The sequence below is a fragment of the Streptomyces sp. NPDC029292 genome, from assembly GCF_055569295.1.
Window position 1 is genome coordinate 25,526 of the sequence record NZ_JBVHXR010000018.1, and the last position, 19,139, is coordinate 44,664.

Genomic DNA, 19,139 nt, shown 5'->3' on the forward strand with positions numbered 1-19,139 from the left:
CGCTCCTGGCTGTGTGATTAATTAGCGCGATACGCGCGTGGGACGCGCTGGAGTGCGGGCCTGATCAGGCCGTGCGAGGGGAGAACGACTTGAACGGGCGACCGATATCGGGGGCGTCGGTTGGCGCGCGGACCCACCGCGGCAAGGGGATTCTGGCGCTGTTGCTGGGCGTCCTCTTGCTCGCGGTGACCGCCTGCGGTGGGGGAGGGGGCTCGAACTCCGGGTCCGGGGACGGCAAGGGCACGAGCGCCGGAAGTTCCGAATCGGCGGACACCAAGGCCTCGCAGGCCGTCGTGACCATCGCCCCCAAGGACGGCGCCGACGACGTGGCCACCAGCGGCGCCCTCAAGGTGACCGCGGCCAAGGGCAAGCTGACCGAGGTCAAGGTCGAGGACACCAAGGGCAACGCGGTCGACGGCGCGATAACCGGCGGGGGCGCCACCTGGACGCTCTCGACCCACCTCGCCTCGGCCACCAAGTACAAGGTCCACGCGGTGGCCAAGGACTCCGCGGGCCGTGAGTCGGCCGAGGAGTCCGCGTTCACCACGCTGACCCCGAAGAACACCTTCGTCGGCATCTTCACACCCGAGGACGGCTCCAAGGTCGGCGTCGGGATGCCCTTCTCGGTCCACTTCACGCGGGGCATCACGCACCCCGACGACGTCGAGAAGGCCATCAAGATCAAGACCGAGCCCGCCGTCGACGTCGAGGGCCACTGGTTCGGCAACGACCGCCTCGACTTCCGTCCCGAGCAGTACTGGAAGGCCGGTACGAAGGTGACGGTCGACCTCAACCTCGACGGCGTCGAGGGACGGCCCGGCGTCTACGGCAAGCAGGCCAAGACCGTGAGCTTCACGATCGGCCGCAGCCAGGTCTCCACCGTCGACGCCAAGAAGCACACGATGGTCGTCAAGCGCGACGGCAAGGTCTACAAGACCATCCCGATCACCACGGGCAAGCCGGGCTACGACACCTGGAACGGCCAGATGGTCATCAGCGAGCGCCTTCGGGTGACCCGCATGAACGGCGAGACGGTCGGCTACGGCGGCGAGTACGACATCAAGGACGTGCCCGACGCCCAGCGCCTGACCAACTCGGGCACGTTCATCCACGGCAACTACTGGGGCGGCGACGCCTTCGGCAACTACAACGCCAGCCACGGCTGCGTCGGCCTGCGCGACGTCCGCGGCGGCGGCGACCGCGGTGCTCCCGCCGCCTGGTTCTTCGACCACTCGATCATCGGTGACGTGGTGATCGTGAAGAACTCCAACGACAAGACGGTCGCCCCGGACAACGGGCTCAACGGCTGGAACATGTCCTGGTCGGACTGGACCGCCTGATCGTTTCGCCCGCGGGCCCGGTGTGCTGTTGTGACTGAGCACACCGGGCCCGTTGTCGTTAACGCCCACTAACCTGCTCCCATGACTGTGCATCTCGAAGTGGCCGAAGGCGTGGGCACCATCCGTCTCGACCGCCCTCCCATGAACGCGCTGGACATCGCCACGCAGGACCGGCTCAAGGAGCTCGCCGAGGAGGCCACACGCCGGACGGACGTCCGCGCGGTGGTGCTGTACGGCGGGGAGAAGGTGTTCGCGGCGGGCGCGGACATCAAGGAGATGCAGGCCATGGACCACGCCGCGATGGTCGTGCGCTCCCGTGCCCTGCAGGACTCCTTCACCGCGGTCGCCCGCATCCCCAAGCCGGTCGTCGCCGCCGTCACCGGTTACGCGCTGGGCGGGGGCTGCGAGTTGGCGCTGTGCGCCGACTACCGCATCGCCGGGGAGAACGCGAAGCTCGGCCAGCCGGAGATCCTGCTCGGCCTGATCCCCGGCGCCGGCGGCACCCAGCGCCTGTCCCGCCTGATCGGCCCCTCCAAGGCCAAGGACCTCATCTTCACGGGCCGGATGGTGAAGGCCGACGAGGCGCTGTCGCTCGGCCTCGTGGACCGGGTCGTACCGGCCGACGAGGTGTACGCCGAGGCGCACGCGTGGGCCGCGAAGCTGGCCCAGGGGCCGGCGCTGGCGCTGCGCGCGGCGAAGGAGTCGATCGACGCGGGCCTGGAGACGGACATCGAGACCGGGCTGGCCATCGAGCGGAACTGGTTCGCGGGGCTGTTCGCGACGGAGGACCGGGAGCGCGGGATGCGGAGCTTCGTGGAGGAGGGGCCGGGGAAGGCGAAGTTCCTGTAAGCCACCGGGGACTGGCGTCCCGGGCTTGTGCAAGCCGGGCGGATCGAACTCACCCCGCACCACTGTCCTCGCGGACGCCGGACGACAAAGGGGCGCCCACCGGATCTCCGGTGGGCGCCCCTCGCGTGCGTCACTTGTTCAGGTGGGTCCAGAACTCGTCGAACGAGAGGACCTTGTCCCCGTTGAGGTCGCGGCTGGCGATGATGGCCTCGGCGACCGACTCGGTGACGTTCCAGTCGCCGCCCTGGGCCAGGGCGGTCTTGAACTCGGCTGCGGTGATGAAACCGTCACCGTCCGTGTCGATCCGCTCGAACTGCTTGCGTGCCTCGTCGATGTCCGCCACCGGTCCGCCCCTTCTTGCTGCACTACTGACGAGGTCAGGGTACGGGCTGCTTTTTCGGCCGGGCGTCCGGGGGCCCGCGGCGGAGCCGTTACTGACTTCGGCGTTTTACGGTCAGTTCGGTCTGTCGAGTGCGAGGCCCGTCCCGGTGAGGAACCCGCCGAGGATGTTGTGCCGGTACTGCAGCGCCTTGAGCCGCCTGCGGAGCAGAGTCTCCAGTTCGCTGAGGGTGCGGGCGGCCAGGTTGGCCAGGCTGCGCTTGGTATGCGCCCACAGGCCTTCGACCGGGTTGAGGTCGGGCGCATACCCGGGCAGCAGGACCACCGTCAGCCATCCCCGCTCGGCCACGAGCGCCTTCATCGTCTTGGAGGTGTGGGTGTTCAGCCGGTCCCACACCACGATCAGCGGGGCCTTGAGAAGGTGGTGGGCGCCGTCGAGCAGGTGGATGTAGTCGCTCTCGCCGAGCGAGCGGCGCTCGCCCTTGCGGCCGGTGTGCCGGCGCAGCCGGTAGCACAGGCGGGCGGGCAGGCCGGGCCGACAGCACAGCAGCCCGGCCACCGAGAGCCGTCCCCGGCTGTGACCGGGCACTTTGACCCTCGAGGTGATGCCGCGTCGGCCCCAGGTGCGGCCCTTGGGTGGACGGCCGGTCACGCCCGCTTCGTCCTCGAAGCAGACGAACGCGCCGGTTGCCGCCCGGAGGGTTTTACCTCCTGCCAGGTCGCCTCCCGCCATGCGGTGATCGCGTCCTCGTCGCGTTCGGCGGCGGGCCGGGCGGGCATCTGCACGCTGTAGCCGATCCGGTGCAGCAGCCGGGTGACTCCGGAGACGCTGTAGGAGAGGTGGAACTTCCGTCCAATCAGCGTGCGTACCCTCGCGGCGGTCCACACCTGGTCGTCCCTCCAGCCGTGCGCGGCCGGCCCTTCCTCCAGCCAGGTGGTGAGCTTGGCTTGCAGGTCGGGGCGGAGCCGGCAGTCGTAGCCCGGGGGCCCCTGGGAACGCAGCGCTTCCCGCCCGGCGGACTCCCAGGCACGGCGCCGCTGGTAGACCGATTTCTCGCTCACCCGTAACTCCCGGGCGATGCACGGGACTTCCACACTCTCCTCGAAGAGGTCAGCGGCCCGCATCCGTACCTCTTCGCGGCGCTTGCGCTGCTCGGCGGTCAAACCGCCCCCGTCTGGATACCGCGTACCTGCGGGCTACCAGCCACGACGGACCTTGCAGGTCGGGACAGCGCGCTACGCGGATCCCCTGATGACCAGATCCGTCGGCAGGATGAGGGGCGTCGGCTCCTCGCCGCTCAGCACGCGTACCAGCATGCGGGTCATCTCGCGGCCGAGGGCCACGATGGGCTGGTGGATCGTCGTCAGGGCCGGCTGGGTGTGCTGGGCTGTGAGGATGTCGTTGAACCCGACGACCGCGACGTCCTCGGGGACGGCGCGGCCGCGCTCGCGCAGGACGCGCAGGGCGCCGGCCGCCATGGCGTCCGAGGCGACGAACACCGCGTCCAGGTCCGGGTGTTCGTCGAGCAGGCGGGCAGTCGCCGCGGCGCCGCCCGCCTCGCTGAAGTCGGCGTGGGCCACTCGGTGGTCCTTCAAGCCGGCCAGGGCGACCGCCTCGCGGAAGCCCAGGTAGCGGGAGACGCCCGCGTGCATGTCGAGCGGGCCGGTGACGGTGGCGATGGCGCGGCGGCCCGTCGAGATCAGGTACTCCACGGCCTGGCGGGCCCCGCCCCGGTTGTCGGCGTCCACGTACCAGCGCGGGGCCTGGTCCAGGGGGCGGCCTCCGTGCACGACGGGGACGCCCCCTGCCTCGGCCACCTTCGCCAGCGGATCGTTCTCGCGCAGGGCCAGCAGCATGACGCCGTCCGCACCCCGGGACTTGAGGATGCGGGCGAGCCGGGCCCGGCCCCGCTCGGAGGCGGCCAGGACCAGCAGTAGTTCGAGGTCCGTCTCCTCGATGACCGCATTGACACCGGTGATCACCTCTGCGAAGAAGAGGTTGGCGAACAGCGCGGGGTCGTCGCTGGAGATCGCCAGCACCACTGCGCCGCGGCGCTGCGAGGCAAGCGAGCGGGCCGCCACGTTGGGCACATAGCCCAGCTCCGCCACGGCACTCTCCACTGCCTGCCGCGCCTTCTGGCTGACGTGCTGACGGTTGTTGATCACACGCGAGACGGTTCCGACGGACACCCCGGCGCGCAGCGCCACCTCGTCGAGCGTCGGTGGCCGTCTGGTCATGTGGGGCTGCCCCTGTTCGTACGGAAGGAGTAGGGATCAACGGCGTAGAGAGTGACGGAGTGGCGAGTAGCAGCACTGTAAGCGCGAACCGCGTCACAGGCCGCCGCGCCGGATGACCTCGGCGTACCAGCGGGCGCTGTCCTTGAGCGTGCGGCGCTGGGTCGCGTAGTCGACGTGCACGATGCCGAAGCGGGGCGTGTAACCGAAGGACCACTCGAAGTTGTCCAGCAGCGACCAGACGAAGTAGCCATTGAGCGGCACACCGCGGCCGATCGCCTGTGCGCAGGAGCGGAGATGGCCGTCCAGGTAGGCGATACGGTCCGCGTCATGCACCTCGCCGTGCCGCACCACGTCGTCGAAGGCGGCACCGTTCTCCGTGATGTACAGGGGTACGGCCGGGTAGTCGTCCTTGAGACGCAGGAGGAGCTCCAGGAGTCCCCTCTCGTCGATCTCCCAGCCCATCGCGGTCCTCGGACGGCCTCCGTCGGCGATACGGACCAACGGCGAGCCCACATAGGCGGATGCGGCCGGCGTCGAGCTGCCCGCGACCAGCATCGGTGCGTAGTAGTTGACGCCGAGGAAGTCCAGCGGCGCCCCGATCCGCTTCAGGTCGCCGTCGTGGATGTGGCCGAAGGCGGTGACGTCGTGGAGGTCGTCGAGTACGTCGTCGGGATAGGCGGCGCGCAGCAGCGGGTCGAGGAAGAGGCGGTTCTGCATGCCGTCGACGCGGCGGGCCGCGTCCAGGTCGGCGGGCGCGGTGCTGAGCGGGGTGACGTGGGTGAGGTTGAGGGTGATGCCGACGCGGGAGTCGCCGTCCCGTACCGCTTCTGCCGCCAGGCCGTGGCCGAGCAGCAGGTGGTGGGCGGCGCGTACGGCGGCGGCGGGTTCGCGGCGGCCGGGGGCATGGCGGCCCGTGGCGTAGCCGAGGAAGGCCGAGCACCACGGCTCGTTGAGGGTGGTCCAGTGGGTGATGCGGTCGCCCAGTGCCGCGTGGGCGAGGGCGGCGTACTCGGCGAACTGCTCGGCGGTGTCCCGGACCGGCCAGCCGCCGCCGTCCTCCAGCGGCTGGGGCAGGTCCCAGTGGTAGAGGGTGGGCCAGGGCTGGATGCCGTGGTCGAGGAGGGTGTCCGTGAGACGGCGGTAGAAGTCGAGGCCGCGCTGGTCGGCCGGGCCGGAGCCGGTGGGCTGGATCCGGGGCCAGGCGAGGGAGAAGCGGTAGGCGCGCAGGCCGAGTTCGGCCATCAGCGCGACGTCCTCGGGGAAGCGGTGGTAGTGGTCGGCCGCGACGGCTCCGGTGTCACCGCCCTGGATGGCGCCCGGGGTGGCCGCGAAGGTGTCCCAGATGGAGGGACCTCGGCCGGCCTCCGCGGCCGCGCCCTCGATCTGGTAGCTCGATGTGGCGGCGCCCCACAGGAAGCCGGGATCGAACGTGCTCACTGAGTTGAACCTCCACCTGTGGCCAAACCGAGAGCGATAACAATCGGAACGCCCTCGTCCATGATGTACATATCGCTGCTGAACTGGGATGACGCCACAGCTCGGCCGGTGCCTGTGCGATGCCTCCAGGAAAAACTGGAAGCGCTTACAGTCGCAGACTAGGAGCGGCACGTTCAGTCTGTGAAGTGTCCGGACGCAGAAAAGACTCCTGTGTTTCAAGTCTTGACAGCCTCGCCGCCCCCACCCACCATCTGGCACTGACGCCGCACCGAGCCGGGAACCCTGTCACCGAGAAGGGCCCGGTATGTTCCACAAGTTCAGATGGGGCGCGGTCTTCCTCGCGCCCGTCCTGACCATCGCCCTGGCCGCGACACCCGCGCACGCCGCGGAAGGGGCATACGAACGGGTGCTCAACGGCACGTTCGACAGCGTGAAGACTCCCTGGTGGAGCAGCGCCAACACGCCGTCCACCATCGACCTCGGCAGGCTGTGCGCCGACGTCCCCGCGGGGACCGCCAACGTCTGGGACTCCATGATCGGCCAGAACGACATCCCACTGGAGGCCGGCCAGCCCTACACGCTGCGCTTCACCGCCTCCGCCACCCGGGACGTGTCTCTTCACGCCGTACTGCAGTTGCCCGCCGCGCCGTTCACGACCACTCTGAACAAGACCGCCGCCGTCACCAGCACGCCCAAGACCTTCCAGTTCACCGGCACGTCCACGACCGCCGGCCTGCACGCCCAGCTGTCCTTCCAACAGGGCGGCGCCGCCCAGTCGTTCACCCTGTGCCTCGACGACGTCTCCCTCACCGGCGGGGCGATACCCCCGGGCGGCGGACGCGACTTCGGCTCCCCGGTGCGGACGAACCAGTACGGTTACGCGGTCCACGGCCCCAAGAAGGCGTCCATCGTCGACTCCTCGGCAGAGCCCGTGCGGTGGCGCCTGCTCGACGCCTCGGGCGCGGTCGTCAAGACCGGACGCACCCACGTCCAGGGCACGGACGCCGCCTCCGGCGACCATGTGCACATCGCCGACTTCAGCTCGGTGCACAAGGCCGGTACGGGGTACACGCTCGCGGTCGGCACGGCGACCAGCTATCCGTTCGCCATCGCGGACAACCCCTACACCGCCCTGAGCAAGGACGCCCTCGGCTACTTCTACGACGTCCGCAGCGGCACGCCCATCGAGGCCCAGTACGCCGGCGACGCCTACGCCCGGCCCGCCGGACACCTCGGCGTGGCACCCAACAAGGGCGACACCAATGTGCCTTGCCTGCCCGGCACTTGTGACTACTCGCTGGACGTCCAGGGCGGTTGGTACGACGCGGGCGACCAGGGCAAGTACGTCGTCAACGGGGCGCTCGCCGCATGGCAGTTGATGGATTCCTACGAACGCTCCCGCTCCCAGGGCGACACCGCCGGGCTGCGCGACGGTCTGCTGAGCATCCCCGAGAACCACAACGGCGTCCCGGACGTACTGGACGAGTCCCGCTGGGAGATGGCGTTCCTGCTGAGCATGCAGGTGCCCGCGGGCGAGCCGCTGGCCGGCATGGTCCACCACAAGGTCCACGACCTGGCCTGGTCCGCCCTGCCCACCCAGCCCGACCAGGATTCCCAGCCCCGCTACCTGCACCCGCCGTCCACGGCCGCCACCCTCAACCTGGCCGCCGCGGGCGCCCAGTGCGCCCGGGTCTGGGCCCGCTACGACGCGGCCTTCGCCCACACGTGCCTGACCGCGGCCGAGACCGCCTGGCAGGCCGCGCTCGCCCACCCCGACGTGTACGCCCCGAGCAGCGACAGCGTCGGCGGGGGAGCGTACGCCGACACGGACGTGTCCGACGAGTTCTCCTGGGCCGCCACCGAGCTCTACGCCACCACGCACGACCGTGCCTATCTGTCCCAGACCGACACGGAGATCACCTCGGCCGGGTTCTCCTGGCGGGACACCGGCGCGCTGGCCGACCTCACCGTCGTCCGGCTGCCGAGCCGCTTCCCCGCCCGCATGGTCGCCGCCGCGCGGGGACGGGTCCTCGCCGTCGCGGACGGGTTCGTACGGGACGAGCGGTCACAGGGCTACCCGAACCCCAACCTGCCCACCGACGGCGCCTACGTCTGGGGCTCCAACAGCGTCACGGCGAACAACGCCATGGTCATCGCGACCGCCTACGACATCACCCACCGGGACGTGTACCGGAGCGCCACGCTGGAGTCGCTGGACTACCTCCTCGGCCGCAACGCCCTGAACCAGTCCTTCGTCACCGGATACGGCACCCAGGCCAGCCACAACCAGCACAACCGGATCTGGGCCCACCAGATCGACCCCAAGCTGCCCAGCCCGCCGCCCGGTTCGCTGGCCGGCGGCCCCGACTCCGCCCTGCAGGACCCGGTCGCGCAGCAGAACCTGGTCGGCTGCGCTCCAGCCACCTGCTACATCGACGACATCTACTCGTACTCGACCAACGAAGTCGCGATCAACTGGAACTCCGCACTCGCCTGGGTGTCGGCCTTCGCCGCCTCCTCCGCGCGCTGAACCACGCCGTGGCCCCGCCCGCGCCGGACGAGCGCAGGCGGGAGCCGAGCCGAGGGGCCCGCGGCAGCCCCGCCCTGAGACGAAGGGACTCACCATGCGCTGGAACACCCTGCTCAGAACTGTCCTGATCTGTCTGCTCGCCCTACCGTTGCCGCTTGCGGCGGCCGGTTCGGCAGCCGCCGCCAGCCCGATCTCCCTGACGAGCGGCTTCTATTCCAACCCCGACTCCGGCCCGGCCGTCTGGGTCCGGAACAACCCCTCCGACGCGCGAGCCGCGCGTATCCAGTCGGCCATCGCATCCCAGCCGATCGCCCGCTGGTTCGCCGCCGAGAGCGGAGGGATCGGACCGGCCGTGGCCAACTACGTCGGCGCCGCCGACAGCCACGACAAGCTGCCCGTACTCGTCGCGTACAACATCCCGGGCCGGGACGCGTGCGGCGGCGAGTCGTCCGGGGGCGCGGGCAGCGTGGCCGAGTACCGCACCTGGATCTCCACCTTCGCGGCGGCAGTGGGTGACCACCCCGCCGTGGTCGTCATTGAGCCGGACGCCCTGTCGGACTTCAGCTGCCTGACCAGCGCGCAGATCAGCGATCGCCTCGCGATGCTCGCCTACGCCACTCAGATGTTCCAGCAGAAGGCACCCAACACCTGGGCCTATCTGGACGCCGGACACACCAACTGGGTCGACGCGGCGACCATGGCGAGCCGGCTGAACTCCGCGGGCGTGAGCAACGTCCGCGGCTTCTCCCTGAACGTCTCGAATTTCTACACCACCGCGTCCTCGGAAACCTACGGCAACTCGATCAACGCGGCTCTGGGCGGCGGCTCCCACTTCGTCGTGGACACCAGCCGCAACGGCAACGGCTCCAACGGTGAGTGGTGCAACCCGGCCGGGCGCAAACTCGGCGTCACCGCGCGCGTGGGCGGGGGCGAGGACATGCTGCTGTGGGTCAAGACGCCGGGCAACTCCGACGGGCAGTGCGGCATCGCCCCGACCGTCCCCGCCGGGCAGTTCAGCCCCGATCTCGCCGTCCGGCTCATCGACGGCACCTGATCCCGGGGTGGGGCGCGGGTCCCTGACAGCCCGTGCCCCACGCCGTACCCGCTCGTCAGCGCGGCGGCTCCAGGCGGACGGTGTCCTCGGTGCCGTCGGGCCAGGTGACGGAGGCGAGGGCGGTGCCGTCGCCGTCGTAACGGACCTCCAGGCGTACGGCTTCGGCCGTGTCCGGCCCCTCGATCACTCCGGAGAGGCACACCAACGCGGCGTACACCGTGCCCGGTTCGACCTCCGCCGCGGTGGCGAGCCAGGGTGTCGCCGAGTGCGGGCCGAAGGCATTGGCCTCCCGCGCGGTGGCGATGCCCGCCTGGTCGAAACCGCGCAGCGCGACCACCGTGCTGGACAGGCCCGCCGGGCGGCGCACCCAGGCGGTGGGCCCGGCCGCCTCGTGCGCGAGCGGCGGCTCGGTGGCGGCAAGGCAGTAGCCGCCGAGGCGCAGCCGCAGCGGCTCCTGAACCGGACCGTCGACCCGGACGATCCGGACCTCCAGCGGGCCGTTGAGCACAGACGCCGTCGTGATCCACGGACCCGGGCGGAAGGAGGGTGCGGGGTCGTGGGCATACGGGGCGGGTACGGGGCCGAGCGGCCAGTGGGCGCGGTGGCGGGAGACGGCGGTGCGCACACCGAGGTGCAGCCGGGTCAGCGGCCGGCGGTGGGAAGGGCGCCCTTCGACGTCGAGCAGGGCGACGTGCGAGTCGAGCGGGTCGTTCAGGCTCGCCTCCGTGCTGTCGGGGGCGGCGTGGGAGGCGTAGGCGAGGCGGCCGTAGGCCGGGTCGTCCGCCTCGGCGTCGACGCCGTCACCGAAGGCGTGGTCACTGCCGTGGTTGACGACGCGTACGACCCCGTCCACAGCCGTGCCGGAGACGAGCCACCCCGGGGCGGTCAGCGTCCGCCGCACGTCCCGGGTCTCGATCGGCAGCGCCTCCTCCTTGTCCGTCCACACCGGGTGCTCGGCGGGCAGCACCAGTCCGGCGAAGCCCTTGCTCGACCAGTACGGCGAGCCGGGGCCGGAGTACGGCTGCCGGATGGCCGGGAACTCCCCGTGCCAGCCCAGCGGTTGGAGCCCGCGCCCGTCGAAGCAGCCGGTATCGGTGAAGTGCTGCAGCACCCCGCTGGCCAGGCGGCGGGTACGGCCCGCCGGCAGGGGAGTGGCGTCGAAGACGGCGCCGGTCCACAGCGGGCAGAGCATCGCGTAGCGGTACGTGAGGGAGCGGCCCTGGTACAGCGGGGCGCCGTCGGCCGCCACGAGGTGCTGGGCGTCGTCGAGGTAGCGGCGCAGTCGAGCCCGGTAACGGGGGAGTAGGGCGGGGTCGGCATCGGCGCCGGAGATGCGGCAGTACCAGAGCGGGTAGTACTGCATGGCCCAGCCCGAGTAGTAGTCGAAGTGCCGCAACGGGCCGCCCGTGCCGCCCCCGTCGGAGTACCAGCCGTCGCCCGCGTACCAGGCCTCCGTCCGCGCGATCGCGTGCTCGACGTCGGGCGCGCTCCACGGGGCGCCGACCGAGCGCAGGAACGCCGACGTGATCGCCCGGAACCAGACCCAGTTGTTGTCGGGGACGTCGCTGCCCAGCAGGTCCGTCATCCAGGCGACGATCCGCTGCCGTACGCCGTCGTCGAGCCGGTCCCAGATCCAGCGCCGCGTCTCGTGCAGCGCGATCGCCACCGATGCGCACTCCACCTTGGCCTGCCCGCACTCACGCATGCTCGGCCAGCGTTCCGGAGAGCTCGGATCGGTGCCGGCGGCCAGGCCCTCGGCGTACCACGTGGCGTGGCCGCCCGGATCGGTGTCGCCGGAGTGGGCCAGACGGAAGCCGGCGAGCAGGAAGGTGCGGGCGAAGCCTTCGAGGCCGTCGCTGTGCCGACCGTTGCGGCTGGCGGGGCCGGGCAGGTGGAGGAGGGCGTGCCGGTCGGTGGCGTACGGGCGGACGGCGGCCAACTGCGCGTCGGCCAGCCCCTCCCAGTGTGTACGCGTCCAGCCGGTGTACGGGGAGAGGAGCCGGTCTTCAGGTATCAACTGTCCGCCTTTCCGACGGTGCTGAGGCGGGCCGGGGGTGCCACCGACCGGCGTACGACGACGTGCGTGCCGAGCACCACACGGCGGCTCGACGGATCGGTGGGGCGGCGGTGCAGGGCGAGGCGGGTGGCGGAGCGGCCGAGCTCCTGCTGGGGGACGTGCACCGTGGTGAGCCGCGGGTAGAGGTCCTCGGCGAGCGGGATGTCGTCGAAGCCGACCACGGAGAGGTCGTCGGGGACCGAGCGGCCCAGGTCGCGGGCGGCGGCGATGGCGCCGGCGGCGCTCATGTCGCTGGCGCAGAAGATCGCGGTGGCGTCGGTGTCGGTGAGGAGCCGACACGCCGCTTCGTATCCGGACTCGCGTGTCATGTCGCTCTCGGCGACGAGCGCCGGATCGGGCTTGATGCCGTGCGCGCGCAGCGCCCGTTCGTACCCTTCGAGGCGCTGGCCCGCCACGCTGAACTCGTGCGGACCCGCCAGGTGGGCCACCCGGGTGTGGCCGGCGGAGAGCAGGTGGCTGGTGGCGGCGAAGGCGCCGTTCTCCATGTCGCACTCCACCACGTCCACCGGCGCCTTCGCGCCCTTCCACGGCCGGGCGCAGAGCACCAGGCGCGCACCGGCTCGGTCCATTCCCTCGGCGGCGGCGGCGAGTTGGGCGAGATGTTCCTCGGTCTCGGCCATGCCGCCGACCAGGATGATGGCCTCCGCGCCGCGCTGGCGCATCAGGTTGATCATCGACAGCTCGCGCTCCGGGACGCCCTGGGTGGAACAGAGGAGCATGACCCGGCCGTCGGCGACGGCCTGCTCCTCCACTCCGGAGGCGATGTTCATGAAGAACGGCGAGGTGATGTCGTTGACCACCATCGCCACCATCCCCGAAGCCGTGGTGAGGGAGCGGGCGTTGGCGTTGACCACGTAGTCGAGGTCGCGCACGGCCTGCATGACCCGCTCGTGCGTGGCCGGGGGCGCGGTGTACGACCCGCTGAGGATCCGCGAGACGGTGGCGACGGACACGCCCGCGCGCGACGCCACGTCTCGAATCGTCGCCCGACCTGCGGAACCCCGACCTTGAGCCATGCTCTGCTTCTCCTCGCCCCGGTGAACAGCTACTTCGAGTAACGCTGATGAAAACGTTACACAACTTGTCGGTGTTTCTCTATGCCCAGGCAGGGGCTGGGCTGGTCGGGCCAACTGCAGTCGTGAGAATCGCCCCGTGAAGCCTCGTCGAACCTCTTGACGGCTGTGAGACGTCCCCTTAACGTCCCGGTTACTGTAAACGGTTCAGTGAACGTTACATGCCGTTCAGCATCCCTCTTCTCCGCCTCGGAGGAACACCAGATGACTTCGTCGAACGTCTCCAGACGCGGCCTCCTGCGCACCGCCGCACTCGGCGCCGGAACCATCGCACTGGGCGGCGGTCTGAGCGCATGCGGCTCCGGCTCCCCCTCCTCGTCGGCGGACGCGCTCACCTACTGGGACTGGTACGTCACCCAAGCCCCCTGGGTCGACAAGGAGATAGCACTCTTCGAGAAGGGTCACAGCGGCGTCAGCGTCAAGAAGACCACCCAACAGAACGCCAAGTACCCGGACTTGGTCGCGCTCGCCAACCGCAGCGGCAACCCGCCGGACGTCTTCATGATCCCGCAGGTCCCCAGCGTTGCCGAGCAGGTCGCCAAGGGCTGGCTGCACCCGCTCGACGAGTGGGCGACGCCCAAGTGGCAGTCGCGCTTCCCCGAGGGCACCTTCCTGGAAGGCGCCAACGTCTTCGACGGCAAGGTCTACTCGGCCCCGCTCAAGGGCTCGGGTCCGCAGCTCCAGCTCTACATCCACCACGGCGTCTTCAAGTCCGTCGGGCTGACGAACCCTGATGGCAGCGTCAAAATCCCCAGGACCTGGGACGAAGTCACCAGCGCCGCCCAGACGATCACCAAGAAGAGCGGCGGCAAGTCGTACGGCTTCGGCTTCGGCAACGCCGACGGCATCGGCGTCCTCGCCTGGTGGCTGGACCTGTTCGTCCGCGGCGCCGGTGCACCAGGCGGCGCCCCCACCGCGCCCGGCACCGGCATGGACTACCGCGTCGGCAAGTGGACGTTCGGCACCGACCGGGCGTACGCCGACTTCCTGGAGCTGTTGGTCGAATGGAAGAAGCGCGGCTTCTTCCACCCCAACTCCGTCAGCCTCTCCGACGAAGCGGCCCGCGCGTTCTTCGAGCGCGGCAAGTTCGGCATGACCGTCGGCGGCGTGTGGAACCAACCCGAGTGGACCCAGCACAAGTTCACCGACTACAGCCTGGTCACGCTGCCCTCGCCCACCGCGACCCCGCAGGGTTACTACTACGCGGACCCGGTCGGCAACGGCGCCTTCGCCGCGGTCTCCGCCAAGAGCAAGAAAGCGCACGAGGCATTCCAGTGGCTGGACGCGCTGACGTCCCCCGCCGCCGGACGCCGCTGGGTGCAGGACCTCAACGGCGTCTCCGCCCACCCCGCCAACAACGACCCGGACGGCATCGACTCCAAGCCCTTCGCCACCTTCGTCGGCATGACCGAGCAGGTGCTGCGCGGCCCGGTGCCCCTCGTACGCAACCCGGAACTGGCCGGTGTCGCGCCCGCCGCCCCCAAGCCGGACATCAGCGATGTGGTGACCGGCATCTACACCGGCCAGATCAAGGACGTACAGGGGGAGTTGAGCAGCCTGGCCGACAAGAAGTTCCAGCTCCTCTCCGACGCGGTCGCCGCGGTGGCCAAGAAGGGCAAGAAGGTCAGCACGTCCGACTACGTCTTCGCGGACTGGGACCCCACCAAGCCGTACACCACGAAGAAGGCGTGAGCAGCCACCATGTCACTCCTCACCACCCGTCAGCGCCGACGGCCGCCCCGGACCGCACCACCCGTCGTCCACCGGGCCGGCCTCTGGCACCGCATCCGCGCCGCCAAGTGGTCGTACGCCTATCTCGCCCCCATGGCCGTGCTGCTGCTGGCTTTTGTGATCTACCCGATCTTCGCTTCCTTCGGCTACACCTTCTACCGCTGGAACGGCATCGGTGCACCCGGCGACTACGTGGGCCTCGCCAACTTCCGGCAGATCCTGCACGACAGCATCTTCTGGGGCGCCGTCGAGCACACCTTCGTCTACGCGTTCGTTCTCGTCCCGGTGCAGTTGTTGCTGGCGCTGGCCCTCGCGCTGGTTCTGAACAACCCGAAGCTCAAGTTCGCGCTGTTCTTCCGGACCGTCTACTTCATCCCCGTCGTCACCTCGGCCGCGGTCGTCGGCGTGGTCATCCAGCTCATGCTCGCCAACTTCGGCGACTCGGCCGGCAGCCTGCTGTCCAAGACAGGGGTGACCAACGGTCACATCGACTGGCTCGGCGACCCGCACACCGCCCTGGCCGTGATCATCGCGATCGGCATCTGGCACACCCTCGGCTACAACCTCGTCTACTTCCTCGCCGGACTGCAGACCATCCCGGCGGAGCTGTACGAGGCGGTGAAGCTCGACGGCTGCGGCCCGGTCCAGTCCTTCTTCCGCATCACCATCCCGATGCTGCGCCAAGTCGGCGTCGTCATCGTCGTGTTGGCCTTCATCGGCAGCTTCCAGGTCTTCGACCTGGTGCAGGTCCTCACCGGAGGCGGCCCGTACTTCGCCACCGAGGTCGTCAACACGTACATCTACCACCTGGCCTTCGGCGGCTCCGCCGCCGGCGCCGCCGCCCAGCCCGACATCGGCCTGGCCTCCGCGGCCTCGTTCCTCTACGGACTGCTGCTCATCGTCTTCTCCGCGCTGCAGGTCCTCGCCCTGCGCCGGCTCAGCCGACGGCGCGCGGCCGCCAACCAGTGAAGGGGTTTCGATGACCACCCTGTCCCCGCGCCCGCGCCCGCGGCTGAGCCTGCGCCACGGCCGACGCGGCCTGCTCTATCTCGCGTTGCTCGGCGGCGGAGTCATCTGGCTCTACCCGTTCCTGTGGGCGCTGGGCAGCTCGCTGAAGAGCACCGACGGCTTCTTCTCCGGCGGGCTGAACCCGATCCCGTCCGAGTTCCACTGGTCCAACTACAGCGAGGCCTGGACGCAGGCGGACTTCAGCCGGTTCTGCGTCAACACGGTCCTGTTCGCGACCGGCACGGTCATCGTGACGCTGCTCGCCACGTCCATGGCGGGCTACGTCCTGGCCCGCACCGACTTCCCCGGCAAGAAGCTCTGGCTGGGCCTGGTCGGGGTGACGCTCTTCCTGCCGCACGGCTACACGATCATCCCGGTCTTCGATCTGATCCAGCGGCTCCATCTCCTCAACACCCTCTGGTCAGTGGTCATCGTCCAGTCGGCGGGCGGGATGGTCTTCGGCACTTTCCTCTTCATGGGCTACTTCACGACGATCGACCGGGGCCTTGAGGACGCGGCCCGCGTGGACGGGGCGAGCTTCCACCAGATCTTCTGGCGGATCATGCTGCCGCTGTCCGGGCCGATGCTGGCGACGGTGGGCCTGTTCGCCTGCATCAACGCCTGGAACAGCTTCTTCATCCCGCTGGTCTTCACCCTCTCCCGCCCCGAGCTGCACACGCTGTCGGTGGGCATGTTCAACTTCATCGGCCAGAACTCCACGGCCTGGACGCTGGTGTGCGCGGGGTCGGTCATCACCCTGCTCCCCATCGTCCTGATCTTCATCGTGCTGCAGCGGTTCTTCATCAACGGGCTGGCCGGCGCGGTCAAGCAGTAGCGAGCAGTGAACGATCGAAAGCCCCAGGCCGCTGCCTCCGCTGCGCCTGCCGCGGGACGTTCCGTGACGTGCGCGCGGGCCCCGCTCGGGGCCTGCGCGCACAGCCCGATGTACCGCCCCCGACGCCGGCTGCCCGGCGGTCCGTATGGAGGCGGTCGCGTTGGCGTGCTGCCAACGTGAGGTTCGTGGCTGTCAGTTCACGCATCGGTCGCTCCTGGGTGCGGTGCAGGGCCACGGCCGCCCAGATGGCCGCGGTCGGCGGTGCGATGAGTTCGAGATCGAACCCGCCGCTGATCCGGGTGAGCGTCGTCACGAGCAGCGCGGTCGTCACCCAGAGCCCCGCGAGAGGCAATCGGCGTCCGGGGATCCGTTGCGCCACGATGGCCGGGGGGATGGCCAACCAAGCCGATTCGCCGCCAGGGCCGATCGGCGTCTACCGTCCAACTGTCCGCAGGGTTACGAGGTGGATTGCTGGTTTGTGGGCTGTGGCCACTCACGTGAAGCGGGCGTTTGCCTAATGGGTGGAGCCCCCAGTGCGAGCAGCTCGGGCGAGCCGAGCGCGGAGTGCGGCGACCACCCACGCGAACTCCTCACGGTGCGCGGGCGCGGTTCCCTGGCCCTTCACGGCGAGCATCAACTCGCGGTAGCGGGCGACCTGGTCGTTCGAGGCCGACTCCAAGCGCTCCAGTACGTCGGCCGGCTCGGCGTCGCCGAGGAGGTCCCGCAGGACCTCCTCGGCCTCCGGCGCCTGAGGCGCGATCCCCTGCTCGCGGGCCTGTGCCGCCGGCTGGACGAGACGCTGCGGGAACCACATCGAGGCGCGGGCCGGGGTGTCGTGACCGCGGTCGGCGGCGTTGAACTCGGCCACCTTCCGCATCCGCGCCCGGAACTCCGGGTCCTGGAGCAGCTCGGCCAGCTCCACCCAGGCGTCCACCTGCTCCGGTGTCGGCTCGTCCGGCAGGTCCACGGCGATGTTCCGCATCCGCTCGCGGATCACGGGATCCGCGGTGTCGAGTCCGTGGAAAATCTCCTCCACGAACTCCTCCAGGATCCGCTTCCGCTCCGCGGCCGACAGCCGCGCCAACTTGTTCATGAGTGTCATCTCCTCTGCGGTCGAACCGCGTCGTGCCGCGGTCGACAGCACCGCCCGGGTCACTCGCAGGGAGAGCGAATGGTGCGCACCGTCAGGCCGGTGCTCCGGGAGAGCTGCCCGATGGTGAACAGACCGGTGCCGTCTTCGATCATGTCTGGGACTCTGGGCCTTCCAGTAGGTGGAGACTCAAGGGGCGAGGTGCGCGGGCATGGCGGACACTCTGCGGGACATTCTGGCCGCGGTGGCGCGGGGGAGCTTCCCGCCCGCCGACGGCGCCACGACCGTCGTACGCCAGCACTCCCACCGTGACGCCGGAGTCATCGCCTTCACAGCGCACTCGGTCGTCTTCACGGACGAGGACGAGGGGTGGGTGCGCGAGACGCTGGCGCGGACCGACTGCGACGTGCTCGCCGCGGCGATGAACCCGCGCTTCCTCGCCGCGTTCATGGACCGTACGGGGCGGTCGAACGACACGATCGACCTGCTCGCCGTGGCCACTCCGCTCCCGGGGGAGCCGCTTCCGGGAGAGCCGCCGCTCGCGCTGACGGAGATCGACGACCCGGACCATCACCGGGTGGCGCGGGCGCGCATGCACCGGGACGACGTGCGGGTGTGGGCCGCGGACGGCGGGGTGCTCATCCTCGGGCGCGGGGTCGCGGGGCGCCTGGAGGCCGCGGTGGAGGTGGACGAGGACGTACGGCACCGGGGGCTGGGGCGGGCGCTCGCCGCGGCGGCGCGGCGGCTCGCGACCGAGCCGGTCTGGGCGCAGCTGGCCCCGGGGAACGCCCGCAGTCTGCGGGCGTTCCAGGCGGCCGGTTATCTTCCGGTGGGGGCGGAGGCGCTGCTCACCGCTCCGTGAGCGAGGTCAGTGCCAGGGCTCGTAGTACGGGTTGCTCTCGCAGTCGCTCATGATCTCGGTCTTGGTCTTCTTGTCGACCGGGCAGACGCCGATGACGTACTGGCGCGCGATGCCGCCGGGGAAGGCGACCTCGACCTGGTCGGCCCACTTGTGGGTGTCGCCGATGGTCTTGTTGACGTCCACTCCGCCGGGCGCGTCGATGTAGTAGTTGAAGCCGGACTTGTACCAGGTCTTGTACAGGTCGTGGTCGTACGTCGTCGACACGTACGGCGAGGGCTGGTTGACGAGGACGTACTGCTCGATGTCGTACTGCCCGTTGACGACGTCCTTGGGGTAGAAGCCCTGCTCGAAGACGGTGGAGGGGCCGCGGCTGTCACTGCGGTAGAGCGTGCCGCAGGTCTTGCGCCAGACCGGGTCGGGGGTGATGCGGCCGACGTCCACGCGGCGGTCGGCGGCGGCCTTGACCGGGTCGTCGAACTGGGGGCAGGTGGGGGCGGCGGCCTGGGCGAGGGAGACGGCGGGGGTGGCGGGGAGCGTCGCGGCGGACGTCGCGAAGACGGCCGAGAGGGACAGGACGACGGCAGCGGCCCGCCGCCGCAGGCGAGTTGTGATCATGGGAGCACGATCTCGGTTCTGCGGCGGCGGGCCGTGGATCATCACCCGTACGGCGGCGTGT

Annotated in this window: 15 protein-coding genes and 1 pseudogene; 8 read left to right on the plus strand and 8 right to left on the minus strand. The window is 70.1% G+C overall.

Annotated features, from left to right (window positions below; genetic code table 11):
- The first annotated feature begins 89 nt into the window (after positions 1-89).
- Both ACZ4WS_RS33035 and ACZ4WS_RS33040 read left to right on the plus strand, forming a co-directional pair.
- Positions 90-1,340: a L,D-transpeptidase gene (locus ACZ4WS_RS33035; protein ID WP_467986342.1), complete on the plus strand. Its 1,251-nt coding sequence runs from the start codon at positions 90-92 to the stop codon at positions 1,338-1,340.
- A gap of 81 nt (positions 1,341-1,421) precedes the next feature.
- Positions 1,422-2,189, plus strand: coding sequence for an enoyl-CoA hydratase/isomerase family protein (locus ACZ4WS_RS33040; RefSeq protein WP_467986344.1), 768 nt, complete (start codon positions 1,422-1,424; stop codon positions 2,187-2,189).
- 130 nt (positions 2,190-2,319) lie between these two features.
- Here ACZ4WS_RS33040 and ACZ4WS_RS33045 read toward each other — a convergent pair whose 3' ends face one another.
- The 4 genes from ACZ4WS_RS33045 to ACZ4WS_RS33060 all read right to left on the minus strand — a co-directional run bounded on the left by ACZ4WS_RS33045 (position 2,320) and on the right by ACZ4WS_RS33060 (position 6,203).
- Positions 2,320-2,532, minus strand: coding sequence for an EF-hand domain-containing protein (locus ACZ4WS_RS33045; RefSeq protein WP_467986346.1), 213 nt, complete (start codon positions 2,530-2,532; stop codon positions 2,320-2,322).
- Between the two features lie 111 nt (positions 2,533-2,643).
- Positions 2,644-3,692 (minus strand): IS630 family transposase gene (locus tag ACZ4WS_RS33050; protein WP_467986347.1). Its coding sequence is split into 2 segments (ribosomal slippage): positions 2,644-3,230 and positions 3,230-3,692, totalling 1,050 coding nucleotides; the frame shifts between segments, so codons are not numbered across the junction.
- Positions 3,693-3,764: 72 nt separating this feature from the next.
- Entirely contained in the window at positions 3,765-4,766 is a 1,002-nt protein-coding gene (locus tag ACZ4WS_RS33055; RefSeq protein WP_467986349.1) for a LacI family DNA-binding transcriptional regulator, read from the minus strand.
- A 93-nt stretch (positions 4,767-4,859) separates the two neighbouring features.
- Entirely contained in the window at positions 4,860-6,203 is a 1,344-nt protein-coding gene (locus ACZ4WS_RS33060) for a GH1 family beta-glucosidase (RefSeq protein WP_467986350.1), read from the minus strand.
- 304 nt (positions 6,204-6,507) lie between these two features.
- Here ACZ4WS_RS33060 and ACZ4WS_RS33065 point away from each other — a divergent pair, with 304 nt between their 5' ends.
- Positions 6,508-8,733: a glycoside hydrolase family 9 protein gene (locus tag ACZ4WS_RS33065; RefSeq protein WP_467986352.1), complete on the plus strand. Its 2,226-nt coding sequence runs from the start codon at positions 6,508-6,510 to the stop codon at positions 8,731-8,733.
- A 94-nt stretch (positions 8,734-8,827) separates the two neighbouring features.
- Positions 8,828-9,787: a glycoside hydrolase family 6 protein gene (locus ACZ4WS_RS33070; RefSeq protein ID WP_467986353.1), complete on the plus strand. Its 960-nt coding sequence runs from the start codon at positions 8,828-8,830 to the stop codon at positions 9,785-9,787.
- A 55-nt stretch (positions 9,788-9,842) separates the two neighbouring features.
- Here ACZ4WS_RS33070 and ACZ4WS_RS33075 read toward each other — a convergent pair whose 3' ends face one another.
- Positions 9,843-11,804, minus strand: a complete 1,962-nt coding sequence (locus ACZ4WS_RS33075; RefSeq protein WP_467986355.1) for a DUF2264 domain-containing protein — start codon at positions 11,802-11,804, stop codon at positions 9,843-9,845.
- Complete coding sequence (locus tag ACZ4WS_RS33080) at positions 11,801-12,835, minus strand: LacI family DNA-binding transcriptional regulator (protein ID WP_467986356.1); 1,035 nt, start codon at positions 12,833-12,835, stop codon at positions 11,801-11,803. The genes ACZ4WS_RS33075 and ACZ4WS_RS33080 overlap by 4 nt, the downstream gene beginning before the upstream one ends.
- A 306-nt stretch (positions 12,836-13,141) precedes the next feature.
- Between ACZ4WS_RS33080 and ACZ4WS_RS33085 the strand changes: the two genes are divergently transcribed.
- From ACZ4WS_RS33085 to ACZ4WS_RS33095, 3 genes are read left to right on the plus strand one after another with little or no spacing between them, the layout of a single operon-like run.
- Positions 13,142-14,629 (plus strand): ABC transporter substrate-binding protein, encoded by a 1,488-nt coding sequence (locus tag ACZ4WS_RS33085; RefSeq protein WP_467986357.1) that lies wholly within the window; start codon positions 13,142-13,144, stop codon positions 14,627-14,629.
- Positions 14,630-14,638: 9 nt separating this feature from the next.
- Complete coding sequence (locus ACZ4WS_RS33090; protein WP_467986359.1) at positions 14,639-15,637, plus strand: carbohydrate ABC transporter permease; 999 nt, start codon at positions 14,639-14,641, stop codon at positions 15,635-15,637.
- A 10-nt stretch (positions 15,638-15,647) separates the two neighbouring features.
- The gene (locus tag ACZ4WS_RS33095; RefSeq protein ID WP_467986360.1) at positions 15,648-16,511 is read left to right on the plus strand and encodes a carbohydrate ABC transporter permease; all 864 of its coding nucleotides are present in this window, start codon (positions 15,648-15,650) and stop codon (positions 16,509-16,511) included.
- A 514-nt stretch (positions 16,512-17,025) separates the two neighbouring features.
- On the opposite strand, the pseudogene ACZ4WS_RS33100 reads toward ACZ4WS_RS33095, so the two are convergent.
- Positions 17,026-17,756 (minus strand): annotated as a pseudogene (locus ACZ4WS_RS33100) (MerR family transcriptional regulator).
- Between the two features lie 56 nt (positions 17,757-17,812).
- Here ACZ4WS_RS33100 and ACZ4WS_RS33105 point away from each other — a divergent pair.
- Positions 17,813-18,463, plus strand: coding sequence for a GNAT family N-acetyltransferase (locus ACZ4WS_RS33105; protein WP_467986361.1), 651 nt, complete (start codon positions 17,813-17,815; stop codon positions 18,461-18,463).
- A 6-nt stretch (positions 18,464-18,469) separates the two neighbouring features.
- On the opposite strand, the gene ACZ4WS_RS33110 is transcribed toward ACZ4WS_RS33105, so the two are convergent.
- Positions 18,470-19,078: an ADP-ribosyltransferase gene (locus ACZ4WS_RS33110; RefSeq protein ID WP_467986363.1), complete on the minus strand. Its 609-nt coding sequence runs from the start codon at positions 19,076-19,078 to the stop codon at positions 18,470-18,472.
- Positions 19,079-19,139 lie beyond the last annotated feature (61 nt).